Origin of the sequence: Gluconacetobacter diazotrophicus PA1 5 (assembly GCF_000021325.1) — a bacterium.
Taxonomy (GTDB): Bacteria; Pseudomonadota; Alphaproteobacteria; order Acetobacterales; family Acetobacteraceae; genus Gluconacetobacter; species Gluconacetobacter diazotrophicus.
On record NC_011365.1, the window covers coordinates 617,132 to 632,640 of the forward strand.

At 41.4% G+C, this 15,509-nt stretch carries 20 protein-coding genes; 8 read left to right on the forward strand and 12 right to left on the reverse strand.

Annotation, left to right across the window (positions count from 1 at the left end; genetic code table 11):
- Positions 1–45: 45 nt before the first annotated feature.
- The 3 genes from GDIA_RS18955 to GDIA_RS18965 all read right to left on the reverse strand — a co-directional run bounded on the left by GDIA_RS18955 (position 46) and on the right by GDIA_RS18965 (position 1,931).
- Positions 46–231: a hypothetical protein gene (locus GDIA_RS18955; protein ID WP_157864101.1), complete on the reverse strand. Its 186-nt coding sequence runs from the start codon at positions 229–231 to the stop codon at positions 46–48.
- Between the two features lie 58 nt (positions 232–289).
- The gene (locus GDIA_RS18960; protein WP_157864103.1) at positions 290–670 is read right to left on the reverse strand and encodes a phage tail tube protein; all 381 of its coding nucleotides are present in this window, start codon (positions 668–670) and stop codon (positions 290–292) included.
- A 121-nt stretch (positions 671–791) separates the two neighbouring features.
- Entirely contained in the window at positions 792–1,931 is a 1,140-nt protein-coding gene (locus tag GDIA_RS18965; protein WP_012553204.1) for a Mu-like protein prophage tail sheath protein gpL-like protein, read from the reverse strand.
- 77 nt (positions 1,932–2,008) lie between these two features.
- Here GDIA_RS18965 and GDIA_RS18970 point away from each other — a divergent pair, with 77 nt between their 5' ends.
- Positions 2,009–2,566 carry a hypothetical protein gene (locus GDIA_RS18970; RefSeq protein ID WP_157864105.1) on the forward strand — a complete coding sequence of 186 codons (558 nt, stop codon included), beginning with the start codon at positions 2,009–2,011 and terminating at the stop codon, positions 2,564–2,566.
- On the opposite strand, the gene GDIA_RS18975 is transcribed toward GDIA_RS18970, so the two are convergent.
- The 4 genes from GDIA_RS18975 to GDIA_RS18990 all read right to left on the reverse strand — a co-directional run bounded on the left by GDIA_RS18975 (position 2,553) and on the right by GDIA_RS18990 (position 6,355).
- A complete protein-coding gene (locus GDIA_RS18975) occupies positions 2,553–2,942 on the reverse strand; it encodes a hypothetical protein (protein WP_157864107.1) in 390 nt (129 codons plus the stop codon). The genes GDIA_RS18970 and GDIA_RS18975 overlap by 14 nt on opposite strands.
- Before the next feature lie 388 nt (positions 2,943–3,330).
- Positions 3,331–3,978: a hypothetical protein gene (locus GDIA_RS18980; protein WP_012553205.1), complete on the reverse strand. Its 648-nt coding sequence runs from the start codon at positions 3,976–3,978 to the stop codon at positions 3,331–3,333.
- Positions 3,978–4,133 (reverse strand): hypothetical protein, encoded by a 156-nt coding sequence (locus GDIA_RS18985; RefSeq protein WP_157864109.1) that lies wholly within the window; start codon positions 4,131–4,133, stop codon positions 3,978–3,980. Before GDIA_RS18985 ends, GDIA_RS18980 begins: the two co-directional genes overlap by 1 nt.
- 38 nt (positions 4,134–4,171) lie before the next feature.
- Complete coding sequence (locus GDIA_RS18990; RefSeq protein WP_012553206.1) at positions 4,172–6,355, reverse strand: hypothetical protein; 2,184 nt, start codon at positions 6,353–6,355, stop codon at positions 4,172–4,174.
- Positions 6,356–6,449: 94 nt separating this feature from the next.
- On the opposite strand from GDIA_RS18990, the gene GDIA_RS18220 reads away from it, so the two are divergent.
- Positions 6,450–7,868, forward strand: a complete 1,419-nt coding sequence (locus GDIA_RS18220; protein ID WP_012553207.1) for a phage major capsid protein — start codon at positions 6,450–6,452, stop codon at positions 7,866–7,868.
- A 234-nt stretch (positions 7,869–8,102) separates the two neighbouring features.
- Here the strand turns inward: GDIA_RS18220 and GDIA_RS18995 are convergent, their stop codons facing one another.
- From GDIA_RS18995 to GDIA_RS18235, 5 genes are read right to left on the reverse strand one after another with little or no spacing between them, the layout of a single operon-like run.
- The gene (locus GDIA_RS18995) at positions 8,103–8,432 is read right to left on the reverse strand and encodes a hypothetical protein (RefSeq protein WP_157864111.1); all 330 of its coding nucleotides are present in this window, start codon (positions 8,430–8,432) and stop codon (positions 8,103–8,105) included.
- 22 nt (positions 8,433–8,454) lie between these two features.
- Positions 8,455–8,850, reverse strand: coding sequence for an HNH endonuclease signature motif containing protein (locus GDIA_RS19855; protein ID WP_043458634.1), 396 nt, complete (start codon positions 8,848–8,850; stop codon positions 8,455–8,457).
- Positions 8,843–9,292, reverse strand: coding sequence for a phage GP46 family protein (locus GDIA_RS18230; RefSeq protein ID WP_081434692.1), 450 nt, complete (start codon positions 9,290–9,292; stop codon positions 8,843–8,845). Before GDIA_RS18230 ends, GDIA_RS19855 begins: the two co-directional genes overlap by 8 nt.
- Positions 9,292–9,714 (reverse strand): hypothetical protein, encoded by a 423-nt coding sequence (locus GDIA_RS19005; protein WP_157864115.1) that lies wholly within the window; start codon positions 9,712–9,714, stop codon positions 9,292–9,294. The genes GDIA_RS18230 and GDIA_RS19005 overlap by 1 nt, the downstream gene beginning before the upstream one ends.
- 19 nt (positions 9,715–9,733) lie before the next feature.
- Positions 9,734–11,488 (reverse strand): terminase large subunit, encoded by a 1,755-nt coding sequence (locus GDIA_RS18235; RefSeq protein ID WP_012553208.1) that lies wholly within the window; start codon positions 11,486–11,488, stop codon positions 9,734–9,736.
- An 80-nt stretch (positions 11,489–11,568) separates the two neighbouring features.
- Between GDIA_RS18235 and GDIA_RS19010 the strand changes: the two genes are divergently transcribed.
- From GDIA_RS19010 to GDIA_RS18250, 6 genes are all read left to right on the forward strand, one after another.
- Positions 11,569–11,880 carry a hypothetical protein gene (locus GDIA_RS19010; protein ID WP_157864117.1) on the forward strand — a complete coding sequence of 104 codons (312 nt, stop codon included), beginning with the start codon at positions 11,569–11,571 and terminating at the stop codon, positions 11,878–11,880.
- 1 nt (position 11,881) lies between these two features.
- Complete coding sequence (locus tag GDIA_RS19860; RefSeq protein ID WP_407635498.1) at positions 11,882–12,283, forward strand: hypothetical protein; 402 nt, start codon at positions 11,882–11,884, stop codon at positions 12,281–12,283.
- Positions 12,284–12,292: 9 nt separating this feature from the next.
- Complete coding sequence (locus tag GDIA_RS19015) at positions 12,293–12,685, forward strand: hypothetical protein (RefSeq protein WP_157864119.1); 393 nt, start codon at positions 12,293–12,295, stop codon at positions 12,683–12,685.
- A 356-nt stretch (positions 12,686–13,041) separates the two neighbouring features.
- A complete protein-coding gene (locus tag GDIA_RS18240) occupies positions 13,042–14,133 on the forward strand; it encodes a baseplate J/gp47 family protein (protein WP_012553209.1) in 1,092 nt (363 codons plus the stop codon).
- A gap of 12 nt (positions 14,134–14,145) precedes the next feature.
- On the forward strand, positions 14,146–14,721 hold the full coding sequence (locus GDIA_RS18245) for a putative phage tail protein (RefSeq protein WP_081434693.1): 576 nt from the start codon (positions 14,146–14,148) through the stop codon (positions 14,719–14,721).
- 29 nt (positions 14,722–14,750) lie between these two features.
- Positions 14,751–15,407: an HK97 family phage prohead protease gene (locus GDIA_RS18250; RefSeq protein ID WP_012553210.1), complete on the forward strand. Its 657-nt coding sequence runs from the start codon at positions 14,751–14,753 to the stop codon at positions 15,405–15,407.
- Positions 15,408–15,509: the final 102 nt, after the last annotated feature.

Below are 15,509 nucleotides of genomic sequence, written 5' to 3' on the forward strand. Positions count from 1 at the left end.
GCCAGAAAACCACTTGATATGACAAGAAGAAGTATTACTAAGTCCTTAGTATCCTTGATAACATGTCCTTGATATAAGTCTATTATCAACTGAGTTATCCATTCCATCAACCTTATCCCTCTCTGTTATCTTTTTTGAAATGCCCACTATATCCTGAACTTCAGATTTTATCTTATCGTTCATCTTCTTGAGTTCATTGAATCTCTTCTCGAAGTCTGTTTTGTGTTTCATTTCAATCTCCTTATTTAAAAGAGGGATGAAGTTTCTTCGATCCCCCGATCGTAATATGTTAAGTGCTTTGCGTAGTAATTTCTGAAATAGTGGCGGATGTAAAGACTATTTCCGAAGTCATGGTTTCAGGATTGTTTGCCGTCTGCTCTGTACATACACAGTTCTGACCGACAATTTGTGTACCATATCGTGTTAGAATGTTAACGGTATTGTTTACAGTTCCATTAAGATAGGAAGGCGCGATACCATTTACATTTTTAACACTGACTCTGATTGTACCATATGCCGCTTCATAGGAAAGAATGTTTGGCTGAAGTCCCTGCATACTATTTTGTGGTGTATAATTTATAGTTGGGATAGTCCAACTTATATCTGTGATGGGAAACTGAATCCCATTGATCGAGAAGGTTTGTACGCCTTGGATCATGTTAACTGCCATGTGAAGTAATTCCTTATAAGTTTGTATAGAAATTATTTAAAATTAAAATCATCAAAAAATACTACTGTCTAGAAAACAATATAGGAGTGGATCGGGGATGATCCACTCCTAGCATGGTAAATTATGCGGCTGTGAATGATATGCTTGCGTTTATTTGTCTTAGTTGGTTAGCAAGAATCAGTGGAATATAAGCATTAACTACTCCGTTCCCGGCGTATTGGACACTTACGTTTGTGTTGAATGTTGCCTGATCTTGGCAGATATAATCCGTCACCAGATCACTATACAAAGAAACGATCTCGGCCTGAATTGCTGATGGTGTAGTAATGTTTCCTGAGTTTGGAATTGGATTCCCATCATCAACGATCTTAAAAGGGTTATTGCCGAAGAATACTGATGTTAGACCCGTTCTTATATACTTAGATGAATATGAAAGAGACAAAAGTGTCTCAACATTCTGATATGATGTATCAGGTAATCCAGCAGAATTTGTCTGATATGTCGTTCTTGAACGTTCAAGATATACGTTGCCAGAAAAGTCTTCACGAGTGATTGCTAGGCCAGCATTAAACAGCGAAGTGCGTTGAGAGATATTGAAGGCATTGGAGAAGCCAGAAGGAGCAACATTCAATGACATTTCTTGTAGTGGGAGTGCAGGATCAGCAGAGGCACGAATGACGGTCACTGCCCCAACCGCAGCGGCCCGTTGAGCAACAGAATCAGTTGAACCTGGAGCGAACGCTGCTATTTCGGTGTATTTTGAATTTGCTGTCGCACCCAAAGCTGCAAGATTGGTGAAGGTATCAGATGCTGCTGTGATGTGAATGCCGTACAGTTCAGAAGCATACCCCCACGTTGTGGAACAGTAGGTATCAAATGCGTTTACAACATCTTCGGTAGAATATGGAGAGATTGCGACATCAAAAGCAAAGTTGTTTAGGGAAGTAAGAGCAGTTGCTACGTCAGTCCCTGCACTGGTGGCTGGGCTAATGAGATAAACGGTTGTCACGGGATCGATTTCTCGATAGCGAGTGTACATTGTGGCTATATCAGAAGTAGCACCATATGCTGTTTGTACATCGGCTACGGCCCCGGCAATTGCTAAGGTATTGATAGTTGCAGAAGATCCGCTCGTCATTGTTCCCATAAGAACAACAACAAAGTCTGTTGTTATATTGGTTGATCCTGCACTTGAGATATTGATCCAAGTTCCAGGTATTGGGAATGAAGAAGGAACTCCTGTATTAATAGAACTTGCCATAAAGTTTATTCCTTAATTATTAAGTATATCCCGTATTTAAATACTGGACGCACTTAATACTAAGGACACCAGACCAAATGACTACATTTCCAAGTATATCTACTGTGTGCCAGAAAATAACCAGTGGAACTTCTGTATTCAAATATATAGGTGGTGCTGGACAGGAGGGAAGAATAGTCGATTTTACCAATCTTCCAATTACTAATCTCCCAGCTTGTATAGTAATGTATGGCCCGATAAACGCCAAAGAACCAGAGACATACAACTCAAATTATCAGGAAGTTGATGCAGTCATATCCTGTTATATTGTAAGCAATTCTCAAGTTGATTTAACTGGAATGTCGGGATCAATCACAACTTACGATCAATGTCTTCCTGATCTTATGCTAGCTTTAGGGAACACGATGTTATGTGATTCTCAGATTATTCCGACGTATTTCGATGGAACTGATCTTATTTCAATGTCTGAATCAAGACTTGTTAATAGAGTTGATTGGGTAGTCCGATATAATTTAACCCCGCCAAGTCAGTTTCAGTATCCTTCCACATCAATTTCTTTGACTGGAACTTTTGGATATAATAATGAAAACACTTCTCTGAACCTGAACGGAATAACACCAGCTACCGGCTCGTAATCCCCTCGTTAATCGCTCTGATAAGACGGCGCTCAATGTCGGGCTTCATTTCGTCCAGCACCCTCGATAGGTAAGGACGTGCCTCCATCACTCGTTTTCCGGGGCCATGAGAACCCGCTTCCAGGGCCAGAGCGTATTTTGCTAGGTCAATGACCTGCACAGAGTTTTTCTTGACCCTGACCCGGATCATACGAGCAAGGTTACCGGTTTTCCCCAAAGGGTTTTCACCTGGCTTAGATACATTCGATAGGTCTTTCTGGATCAGAGCCTTTGTTCTACGGGAGATTTCTTGTCCGATCAGACGCAGTTCTCTGGTGAATGCCTCTTGATTCAAAATTAACTGAACTGATTTATCTACTTTGAAAATTACCTTCATTGTGATGAAGTGGTGTCGTTTGGTTGAATCAATGACGCCTGAATAACCATGAAACGGTTCTCAGTTCCTACATATATGATTTTATTGATTATGAATGACTGATCAACGATTGTTATAGAATCAGGCATATATAACTGCCTACTAATCATACAAGTTGAATCAATATTATAATTGAATCTTGTTTGAATTGTGTGGGTGAACTCTCTTATTCCTTCTTGAACGCCGTTTATAACAAATACCGGATTCTCTTGAACAACGTGTCCATACTCATGACCTATAACATTCTTTGTTGTGGTCATCGACGTAAAATCAGAATTTGGAGCGGATACTGTATTATAAAAAGTCAGTAGTGTTGAGAACTTCGATGTTTCTATTTCCATAATGTTCCTTATGCTATCGCGTATCTCATATGTTCGTTGAGCATGGTTTCAATTCCTACCGTAAACAGGGCGGAAGGTTCTCCTCTCTTTTCAAAGAGTCTTTTGGTCAATTCGCAGATCACATACTGAATACTCGAGGGAACTGGATCATCAGTTGTTCCAGCACAAATTCCGCCGGTATAATTAACGACAAGGTGAGCATATGAATTGTAGAACTCAGATACATAGTCATAGAACGAAAACTGAATACGGGCTTCTTGTGTTTCTAAATCAGCCACATAATCATCACCCCCAACCAAAAGAACATCAGCTTCACCCCATCTGGCAATCGATACTGATTCAATCGATACAGCAGAAGTAGGAAGAGTGATCCATTGAGATATTGTCTGATTCCAACTCCAACCAAAGGAGATTCCAGAGCTTAACCATGAATCATAATAATCCTTTGATTGATCCTGACGACTCTTAGAGCATACCCACACAATCGGCCTTTGAATTATATAATTTCCGATTCTGTTTTCGATAGTTCTAGTGATGGAGTTAGCCATCATTTGAATTATTGTAGTTTGTGAAGGATCAAGAACCCCGATATATTGCTGTATGAGGGTAATTGGAACAGGACATACGATTTCAGTAGTTGTTAGTGATTCTAGCATTATCTACCCTTTTTTATACGCTCATTATCATTCTTTTCTTTTTGACCACTTACAGCTTTGGCCGCACCAGTCTTTTGAAGAGAATTAACCATTGCTGAATTGACTTTTATAATTTCGCCCTTTTTAGAGCCTTTTAGAATTTCAACTTTTGCCATTTGTATATACCTTTCTTATTACTATTTCTTATTTAAGGCTATACTGCAACAGGAATGACCTGAGTCTGTCTTAGTCTCGTATTGACCTGGACAGGGCGACCACTGGATTTCGCCTGTGCTACAAACTTCGTTCCATCGAAGTTAATATCTAGCTGGATACGAGAATCGTTCGACGCCATCTGCACCGATCCCCCCTGATTGCCTGAACCGACCGGAGGAACGGCCACTCCGTTGTCAGAGGTGCCGAGCTTACTGAGAGCAAGATTCTGATATTCAGTTCCACTGGTTCCAAAGGCGTCTTTTCCTGCAACGCCTGTCCGAAGCCACTTGATCGCTCCTCCTGCCCCCTGATTATGGGCATAGGCCATGACACCTATCTGTTGATCGCTGTTCAGGGCTCTGAACTCGGGACTCTTTCTTAGAGCTTCATAATTGGACTGCTCAAATGCCATGGCGATCTGATCTTGAAGCTGAGGATTTTTGAGAAGCTCGCTATTTGATGGTGTGGATATACCAAGCATACGTGAACCATCAGCAATCGCACCCTGACCCAACTGATATTTTCCAAGATATTTGTTTCCCGCCCCGCCCATCTGGTCATAACGGGCACCTTCGATATCAGTGATAGATCCCATGAGGGATGAAATCTGTTTATTGCTGAAGTTATTAGCCAAGGAGGCTGCGCCTCGATCATAGCCCATCATGTCTCGATAGAGATCCGTACCCTTGGTTCCAGCAGCAGCACCTCCCTGCCAGCCAAAGTATCCCCCAATGGCACCACCAACCCCTGCCCCTATGACTGTCCCCACGAGTGGCACCATGGACCCGATAGCACCTCCCACAGCGGCTCCTCCAGCAGCACCGGCCAGCGATCCTGCGACACCTCCACTGGCGCCTCCAAGACGTTCTGCTTCCTGTCTGCGGGTGATCTGTCCCTTGTGATAATCGGTAATTGCCGATCCGGCTTCATAGGCACCCATCCCGACAGTGATACCAGGCCCAATGAGACGGCCCAGTAGACGGGCACCAGAACCCAGTGTTGATCCTACTGTTCCAGATGCAATGGCCTTGTTCAGTCCGGAATTTTTCAATGCGTTCAGGTTCGTGCCGATCTTAAGAAGGTTAAGAGCAAGAGAACCTGTTGCTAGAATCAAAGGACTAAACCAACCAACCAGACTTATGCCTATAAGAGCTTCAGCAGCAGTTTTGATTCCACCCATATCATCAATTATAGTTTCCAGGTTTGATTCCACTTTATCAAAATCGATTTTTAATAACCAATCACCAAAATTCTTAACTGCCGTTCCTATATTATCAAACATTTGTTGGGCTTGAGGAGAATTAGATAGCCATTTTTCTATTTTGTCTTCAACCTGACTGAGTATATCTAATCCCGGCTGAAGTGCCGGGGCTAGTTTGGCTGCGAACTCGTCAATGATTCCGACTGCCTTTTGCTGAATGTCAGTAATAGACTGATTCATTTTATCGAGATTGTCATAGTCCTGATTTGAAAGATTCCCAGAATTGCTCTGACCTCTTGAGATTGCTCTCTGCAGGTCTGTTCCTGACATTCCTGTATATCGTTGATCGATACCAAACTGGCCCATCAGATCGCGGACACGGCCAGGATCGAGGTTATATCTCTGAGTCTGTTGTTTGATATAATCAAGCTCTGACCTCAGTGTAGTAAGAGCATCGTCTCTTCCAATATTGCGACCTGTCGCAGTCATATAGTCGTTTTCGTATTGAGTAGCATGACCTTGGATGACCTGTGATCTTCTGTCTTGGGTAGCTTGAATCTGACTGGTAACGGCAGACTGATCCCTGAACAGAAGACTTCCTGCGTTTTGTTCTGCTCTGACGCTGCGTGGAGATTGTCCAAGAACTCTTGCAGTGTTCGATATCTGCAATGCCCGATCGCTGGCTGTTTTGATCGCAATTCCGAGACCAGCAGCACCGGCGATGCCCGTTATTCCAGTTAGAGCTTTTGCAAGAGTCACGGCGGGATCAATCGCCATTCTTAATTTACCCGTGAGACTGCCGATACTATTTCCGAGATCCCTTATACCGGACAACTTTGTGAACTTGTTGAACTCCCTTGAGAGTTTGTTCATCGGAGCCTGAGTTGCCATCAGGTTTTTGTTCAGTGTCTTCAATGCAGATGAAGCATCATCAATCAAAGCAACCCTAATAGAATACGATCCGTTAGTATTTCCCGCCATTATATCACCCTACCTTACAAAAACTACTCTTATTTAAATTCCATCTCTTTAAATAATTTCAACTAACTTAGTTTTTTGTAAGGACTTCCTTTATATGAACATTAGAGAAATGAAGGCGGAATACTCTGCCTTGAAGAAAAAGAAGACCGTTCTTGTCGGTCTAATAAATCAAAAGGACGTAGAAGGCGCTGACATTGAAGCTGATGAAAAATCACTCTCTGATTTAAAAGCCAAAATCTCACGCCTAGAACGTTCAATCGAACGTGCTGAAGATGCCCTTGAAGATGAAGAAGATGCCAAAGAGGTAGATGATGAAAATGAAGATGGCGACGATGAAAAATCAAAACCAAAATCAAAAACATTTGGAATCGTCTCTGAAGTAGGTTCTGGTCTAAATCCAGCAGAAGGTATCGCACGAAAAGTTATTGCCACATCTTTGGTAAAACGTTTAGGTATATCTGACGCTCGCAAAACGGCAGTTGATCGTCTAGGTATTCGCAATGGTGATCGTCTAATAAAGGATCTCACTTCTGCTGGTCAGCCAGTTGTAGCACAGGACTATCGCGGGTTTATCGATCTCGTCCGTGCTGAAGCAGTTGTTCGTCAATTTGCTCGCATTGAATATATGCCAAAAGGAAACTTAACTGAACCACGCCAGATCACTGGATCAACCGGCTCATGGATCAATGAAGGCGCACCAATTCCAACTTCTCAGATGTCTCTCGATATCATCAACTTCCTTTGGAAGAAATTAGCCGTCTTCACATATTCTACCAAAGAATATCTGATGTATGCTAACTTTGACGCTGCTGGAAAAATCACTGAAGATCTAGCAAGACAGATTGCGCTTTTTGAAGATGAAGCATTCCTCAACTCAGCAGCAGAAACCAATGGAACACCAATCGGTCTAGCCGGATCAGTTCTATCAACAAACACCTTTGGTTCAACTGGTGTGGATTTTGCTTCTGTATATGAAAACCTACTAAGAGCAGAATCTTATATTCGTCAGAATAATATCAAGGGTGAACTCGTATGGGTAATGTCTACTCAGACTAAATTATTCCTACGCTCACTTATCACCTCACTTGGTATCAGAGTCTTTGAGAATGAAATTCAAGGTGGCACACTAAACGGTCATAAAATCTTTGACACAACGCTTGTTCCTTCAAATCTACCAAATACCCTAGCAACTCCAACCGATACCGTTTCTCCAATCTATCTAGTAGCAAAAGATTATGCAGTTGTTGCAGATGCCGGCTCCTATGAAGTTCAAGAAATTGATCAGGGATCTTTCGTTACTGGTGGTGGTGTTCAGATCAACACTGCACAGTCCGATATCATAGCTTGGAAATGTGCTAACCGCGTTGATTTCAAAATGACTCTTGATAATGCAATCGCATGTATCAATGCAGATGGCTGGAACCTTGGAAATTTTGCTGCATCCATTGGCAATACTCAGACTCCTAGCACTTCAGTATCCGGAGCATCTGGCACAAAAAATAGCGGTTCTTAATTTTCTAGAGAATCAAAATGGCAGTAAAAAAGGCGAGAATATTCTCGCCTTTTTTATTTCCCATGTCACAAACTTAATTATTTGAATTCCTATGGCAGTTATCATGCCAGAATTCGATCTCCCAAAAAGATGCGTTCCATAAGGAAAGAGGATCATCCTTTCTTATATTTGGAAGCTTTAGATACATGATTATGTCTGAAATGATACTATAATAATCAGGATCGACTTCTAGGATTATTTTTCCTGCGCTTCCTGTGCGCTTGCTGAAAAACCCAGTAAGTAGTTTCCGCCTTCCATGACTATATCAGCACGTATCTGCCCGACAAGATAAGGATCAACTGTCCCATCTGGCGACGTGGCGCACTTCTCGAAGATGTATTTTATCCCCTCAAGTCGCGCTTTATTCTGTTCTTTTTCGGAAGCTCCATCTGAGAAATCATAGATACGTTCCATCGCATCAGACAGAATATTAATTGAAGGTGGTTCGATTGTAATGGATTTAAACGTGCTGTTTCCATGTACGATAGGATCGAATTTATAGGTTTTTGAATACTTACTTGCCATTTTATCTCCTTAAAATAGGTCTTTATATTTTCTTATTTAAATCGTTATCCTTAAATGACATTCTCGCCTTGCGTAATTTCTTCAGTTTTTCGATGTTTCTGATGACCTGCTGATTTCTCGCCTCTATACCGAGCTTCTCGTCATATGTCTTTTTTGAATGGCAAGATCTACAAAGAGTCTGAAGGTTAGTTTCATCATATTTTCGGTCAGGAGCTTGTTCTATTGGTATGATATGATCCGTTTGCGTATTTTGATCGTTCAATATTCCTTCTTTTAGACAACGCACACACCAGGGATTATTGAATCTAAACTTCGTGGAAAATAGATTCCATTTTCGATCATAATTCTGAGTGTTTCTGTCAACCTGATTCCTTTTCGTTTTTATCTTTGGCCTATGTGTCTTGAACATATTAGCCATTTATGCTTCCCCACACATAGCTATACTGAGATACCTGTCCAGTTGGTTTTGTTATGGATATATCGATTTCAATCTGTGAATTATTAACTATATTGGAGTTGACAGAGATTGCGGACGCGACATCCTGAGATAGCATCCAAGCAAGAGACTGATTCACTATATCATTGGTTTTCGCGACGGTAGCATCATCGGTAGTGATACCCTCAAGCCATAATTGATAGATTCTAGATCCAACATAGAATCCGTATTCTGAATCAATCCAGTTCCCGTACATGTTGCCGCTGCCATCCGGATTTACCCAGCCGTCAGTTGCGTGGCCCCAGGTAAAGAGGGACATCTGCACGGCTGAAGCTAGATCATCAGTGTTTGTGCAGAAATCCCCATTTTCATAGACCCAATCAAAAGCTTGCGTGGCGTTATCGTATGAAAGATTGATATCCATTATGAACCAGAAACAGGTGCTTCAGTTGCGGTTGCTGGCTCACTGACAACTGGCTCTGCTACCTTAGTGGTAGAAACCTGCTGGGGCTCGTCTGATGGGGTAGCAACTGGTTCTACTGGTTGAATGGCAGGTGCTTCGGTTGTGGTTTCTGGCTCTGGAGTGGGGGCAAGGGGTGCCAGGGCGGCGGTCTGTGTTCCATTAACTGCTGGGATTTTGATTATTGTTTTATCATTGTGATTGACATTGTATATGTTTTTACAGATCGCAATGATTCTGGAAAAAACCAGATTATTTGAATCTAGCTTTGTACTCATAGTTTCATAGTTTGGGTAGTACTGAAGTAGGTGTTCGACATCTTCAACTGTGATTTTTGTATTAAGAAGTCTAATTACTTCTTCTTTAGCCATCGTTTCGTAATTCATTTTTTATCCTCTTATGTTTTTATCTCTTATTTAAAATTTGAATGGACGCAATAACACCTGGGGCCATAACCTGATTGCTTTGGTTCCATAGGCATCTGGCGATGGCATTGACAGTTGAAGCTACGATGTCGATTTTATTGTTTGAATTCCGCGATTCTTTTATTGGCTTCATATATCCGTCAATCGTTGTGAATATATGACTATTGGCACAATGATGTAGGAACATGGGATTTTTGAAATGTATTCTATTTTCAAGAATTGCTATTTCAAACTCTGATGTTGCTTCCGATAATGTTTCGGCATTTTGTCCTATGGATATGACTTCAATACCTTCTTCAGAGCAGGTTTCCATAGTATAATTCGCCTGATTTCTATCGAAGGCATACTCGAGGATATCTAGGTTCTCGTAATTTTCCAAAAGATCCTTTTGGAAACTGATTGATGACACCGCATTTCCTTTATGGACAGTAAGCCATCCATCGTTCTGCCATGCCCGAAACTGAGAACTAATATTCTTCTCCAAGAATCCTTCTGATGTATAAGGATGAGGAAAAACATAATAATGTAGTTGCTCATCGATTGTGTTTACGAATACGTTTGTATAAACACAAAGATCCGATCTTGAGCCAAGATCTATCCCGGTAATTCCGAAATCATAATCATCATCTTCCTCTATGTCTGGATCATAGCACGCCTTGACCGCATCCATATCTAGCCAGGTGGTTCCGGACGAGAGCCATTGGTTCAGGTTTTTGGTGAAGAATTCTCTTCGCTTGGATGGAATCCTCTTGGCTGAAGCTGCCTCTGCTCTGAAGGACAATTGATCAATGGCAGAATTCCAGCATGGATTGGCTTTCTCCCAGGTCGCCTCGGAGTAAGGATCATCTCCTTCATCAGCTTCCCATACACAGGAGAAGAACTGCTCATCCTGCTGATCAAACTCCTGACGTAGAACTGACCGGGCATAACAATAATCTTCATATCCGAAACTATCGAGATTCAGACCGGCAGTTGATGCGGCCAGAACCAGAGACTGATCTCGCTTTTTGGCACCTGACACGATGACATCATAGGTTAATCGATCGGGATAAGCGTGTAGCTCGTCAAGGAAAGCGAAATGGATATTCAGTCCATTCATCTTTGAAGCACCTCGAGCAAGTGCTTTGAAAACACCGAGTTTATTTTCGCCTTTGTAGTTTTGTATTCCCTTTATGAATTTGGAATAGACTTGTGCCCCCAATGCCTTGAATAACTTTGGGTTCGTCTCGATCTGATTTGCTGCAGCTTTGAATGTATGAGACGCCTGATCGCGATCTACCCCGACTGAATATACCTGCGGGTCCCATTCTCCATCGCAGAGCAACATATAAAGGCAGAACCAAGCTCCGGCACCGGTTTTGTTATTTCCTCGAGCAACCCACAATGATCCTTTTCTGAATCTACGTTTTCCCTTGTTTCTGCCATTCGCATTTTTCCATCCAAGAAGTTGCGAGAAATACCACAACTGCCAGTCTTCGATTTGTACATGCGTACCGCCGACACTTCCTACACCAGCAAGATAGACCAGCTTTGTCGTCAGAAAACGGAACCGTTCTGGATCGGTTGGATCATAATAGAAATCAGGAAGTTCAAAATCCCTGAATGATCTTTCACATGCGAGTCTGGTGAGTTCACATACCTCTGTACCAAGAGTTCCATTTAGAACCTTATATGGATAAGAGTATTGCTGTTTTGATAGTGGATCTAAATTATTATAGATTTCCTCATATTTCATTTTTTAATGTAGCCAATAATTGATACGAAATTATTTAAGGTTTTAAATAAGTTCATATTTTACTGTAAGGAGAAAATACTATGATACTACATATTTTTGAGATAATTTTTGATCTATTTCTTGGCGGTCTATCAATATCTCTGTTTTTGAAGAATGATAAGCTTATTACTGATCATGGCGAATATATAAGAGAATTTATATCTGACAGTGAGTCAATAATAGAATCAATTAAAACTGAATACGAATCCAAAATAGAATCAATTAAAGCTGAATACGAAGAGAAATTTGTATCTCTTGAAGAGGAGTTTCAATCAAAGGTAGGAACCATGGAATCTGACGTTGTGGAGCAGATCAAAGTTGCATCCACTAAACTTGGTATTAATCTAGAATAAAATGAATTGGGTTTTCGGAGAAGGGATTACAGAAACGTATCTTGAGTCTGCCGAGGTATTTGGTTTTATATATCGCATCGATTTTGAAAATGATTGCTGGTATATCGGAAAAAAACAGACGCATAGCTACAGGAAGATCCCTTCTAGGAAACTAGACGGATCGAAATCTCTCTATAAAAAAACAATCTCAAAGACTTCTGACTGGAAAACATACAATAGCTCGTCCATTCATGTTCTTGAATTGATTAGCAAAGGTGTTCCATATACAAAAGAAATAATTGAAGTTGTCGAGGTAGGTGGATCTCTTGAATATCTCGAAGCAAGATATCTGTTCAAGAATGATGCTCTTGAAGATCCCATGTGCCTAAATAAGAATATTATGGGACGATTTTTTAAGAAATAAGGATTATATATGCCGTTAATTTTATTATCTGTATTTGGGTTCATAAAGGATAATTGGAAGTATTTTTTAATTGGTGGGGTGATTATTGGCGTTATCGGCTTTGCTTTTCATATCAAAAGTGAAATCGATTCTGTTCATAAATTGAAGTCTGAGGTTTCTGACAAAACGCAACAGGTTCAGTTATTCTCGCAGTCGTTAGATCAACAGAAGACCATTAACAATCAAATAAACCAATCATACAATAACCTATTATCTCAGGATCAGGGCGCGCAACAGACTATCTCAACCGATAGTCAGGACATTAAGAAAATATTGAGATCAAATACTCCCGTAGTTCAGAAACAGGCCGACGTTTCAACAAGGATCAATGCCGACCTCGACATGCTTGGAGGTGCCCAATGATCAGAATCCTCGGAGTATCGTCCCTGTGCGTTTTAATGACCGCCTGTGCCGGGCCAGTCGTTCCTGCGGTTCCGACTACACAGATGATTACACAGGCCCCTCCTCTGCCCGTAAAACCCGTCTTGAGACATATCCAGTTTGGGATGGCAGATAGCTCACGGCCCTACTGTCTCTCAGGGGCCGACCTGGACATTCTCCATACCGACCTTCTTAAGATATTTCAGTATCAATCTGAACTTGGATCTGTTGTTCAGTTTTATTCCAATACAATTGGTTCGTCGGCGAACAAGTAAAATCAAATACAACTAGCAACTTAAATAACAGCAGTTAATATTTCTGTATAGGCTGCTTTTTGTATGTTTCAATATCCAAATTATTCAACAATAAATCAAAGAATAAACTCTGCCATTGCTCAGGCATGTGGCAATCAGCCTCTTCCTGGCTCTGTTCTGAACGCAGTCTCAAAGGCGATTGCGAAAGAACTTTCATATCAATATGGATATCTCGATTATATCTCCCTTCAGGGTGTTCCTTTCACTGCAACTGGTACGATTCTCGAAAACTGGGGGAGTTTAAAAGGAGTTGTTCGAGATTCAGCCGTAGCTGCTTCTGGTTCTATAACCTTCAGTGGAACAGCCGATACGGACATTCCTGCTGGTTCGGTCATTACGAGAAATTCTGATGGCCTTACATTCACCACGACCGCAAGTGGCGTAGTCGGAAGTCCTGTTCCGATAGTGGCATCTCAAACAGGTGTTATCGGAAACACAGCTTCTGGATCTGGATTCACTCTATCGGTAGCAATCTCTGGAGTCAGCCCAAGCCTTACCCTTACCAGCAATATTACAAGTGGTACGGACATTGAAACTGATGACGCGCTCCGCTCCCGAATTCTAGCCGCATTTTCTACTATTCCTTCAGGTGGAACTCCGACAGATCACGTCAACTGGCTCCTTGAGGTTCCAGGTGTTGAGCAGGCTTGGTGTGCTCCAGTCCCTGTTCAGGGAAATGTAGTCGTCTGCTACATCATGATGTCTCCTACCAATGGGAATAACGGTTTTCCAAATGGGACCGATGGCGTTTCGTCTTCAGATCCCCGTCTTCCTGCCGCAACAGGTGATCAGCTTATCGCTGCCAATGCGACTTTCTCACTACGTCCCATCGGTGAGACTATGTACATATCTGCCCCTGTTCCTTACCCGATCAACATAACTATTAGTGGCATATCAAATGCGAGTGCAGCACAAAAAAGTTCAATAAGCGCCGCTCTTTCAAACTATCTTTATTCCAGTGGCGATCCATTAGGAACTTCAATTTACACCACTTCCTTAGCTAACGTGGTTGAAGCAGCTTATGGTTCATCGTCATTTACGTTGTTATCTCCTGCTGACACTGTTGCTATTGCTCAAGGGGGTTGGCCAACTCTTGGGACAATCACATATTCATAAGGAGAGTTATCAATGGCGAATTTTACACAAGAACAATACAATCAACTCATTATGCAGTTATTACCGAATGGTCCGGCATGGCCGAAAACACCTGATACAGTTCAATACCAAATTATGACTTCTTTAATGAGCCAACTTTGGCAACTAGATGACGATGCAACAAATTTGATTTCTGATTTAAATCCCGGAACGACGATCAATTTTATAAACGAGTGGCAGGAGACATTCGGACTTCCCGATAGCTGTATAACTGAAACACTTACCACTGAGCAGGAGATACAGCAGATTCTTAACCGATTTACAGAGGTAGGAGGAATTACCGCTGATTTTTACAAAAGCTTGGCTTCTGAATACGGGTATAGCATTGAAGTGGTTGAATATGGACCATTTGTCTGCGGACTCACTGAACTAGGTGATACAGCCTATATGGATGGCGATGATTCAGTCGGATTCGCCGTCACGCTGATAGAAAACACCTCACAAGATTTGACTCTTCTTCAATGTAAGTTTTCTCGATTATCTACTCTATTGGCCTGCATAGACTTCTACTTATATCAGCCCGCGACCAATACACAGATTGTACTTTAAATAATTTCCAAAGAAAGGTATTGGGTATTATGGCACGAACGAAATACACATTAAAAGAATATAAAAGAAACGTTGATGAATTAAATGGTCGCGGGGATGTTTCAGTGATGAAGGATTTTATATTCTCCATCTCAGATAGCAATGAAAATACAGCGACTTTTATCATAACGACACCTGAAACTGACCGTGCGAACGATAATGTCATAACTTCCGGAATAGATGTTTCAAATTACCTGAATAATCCAGTGGTTCTTTGGGGACATGACGATGAGGACTTTCCTATAGGAAAGTGCATTTCATTAGATAAGAACTCTGATCGTATCATAGCAACCGTAAAGTTCGCTGACTTCTCAACGCCAATTGCGGGCGTTCGTGCCGCTTGTGTTCATTCACTCATTACACAAGGCATATTGAATGCGGTTTCCATTGGATTTAGACCAATTGAGTCTTACTTCAATGACGATGGCGGTTTCGTTATAGAAAAATCAGAACTTTTAGAGTTTTCCGTTGTTAATATTCCGTGTCATCAGGACGCACTGATTTTGGATCATACTTCTGAAGATACTGATTCCGAAGAAAGTGTTTTAGATGAATCAGTTGAAGATGATTCTCCTGCTGAAGAAGAGATTTCACAAAATGAAAGAGAAAAGCAATTAAGAATTAGAAGACGCCTTAGAGATTTATAATGAATGATGACAAAGATAACAATTCATTCTTGAATGGTCTTCCAGTAAAGAAAATTATCGGATTACTCGTAGCATGGATCATTCTATGGGACTACGTGCTTT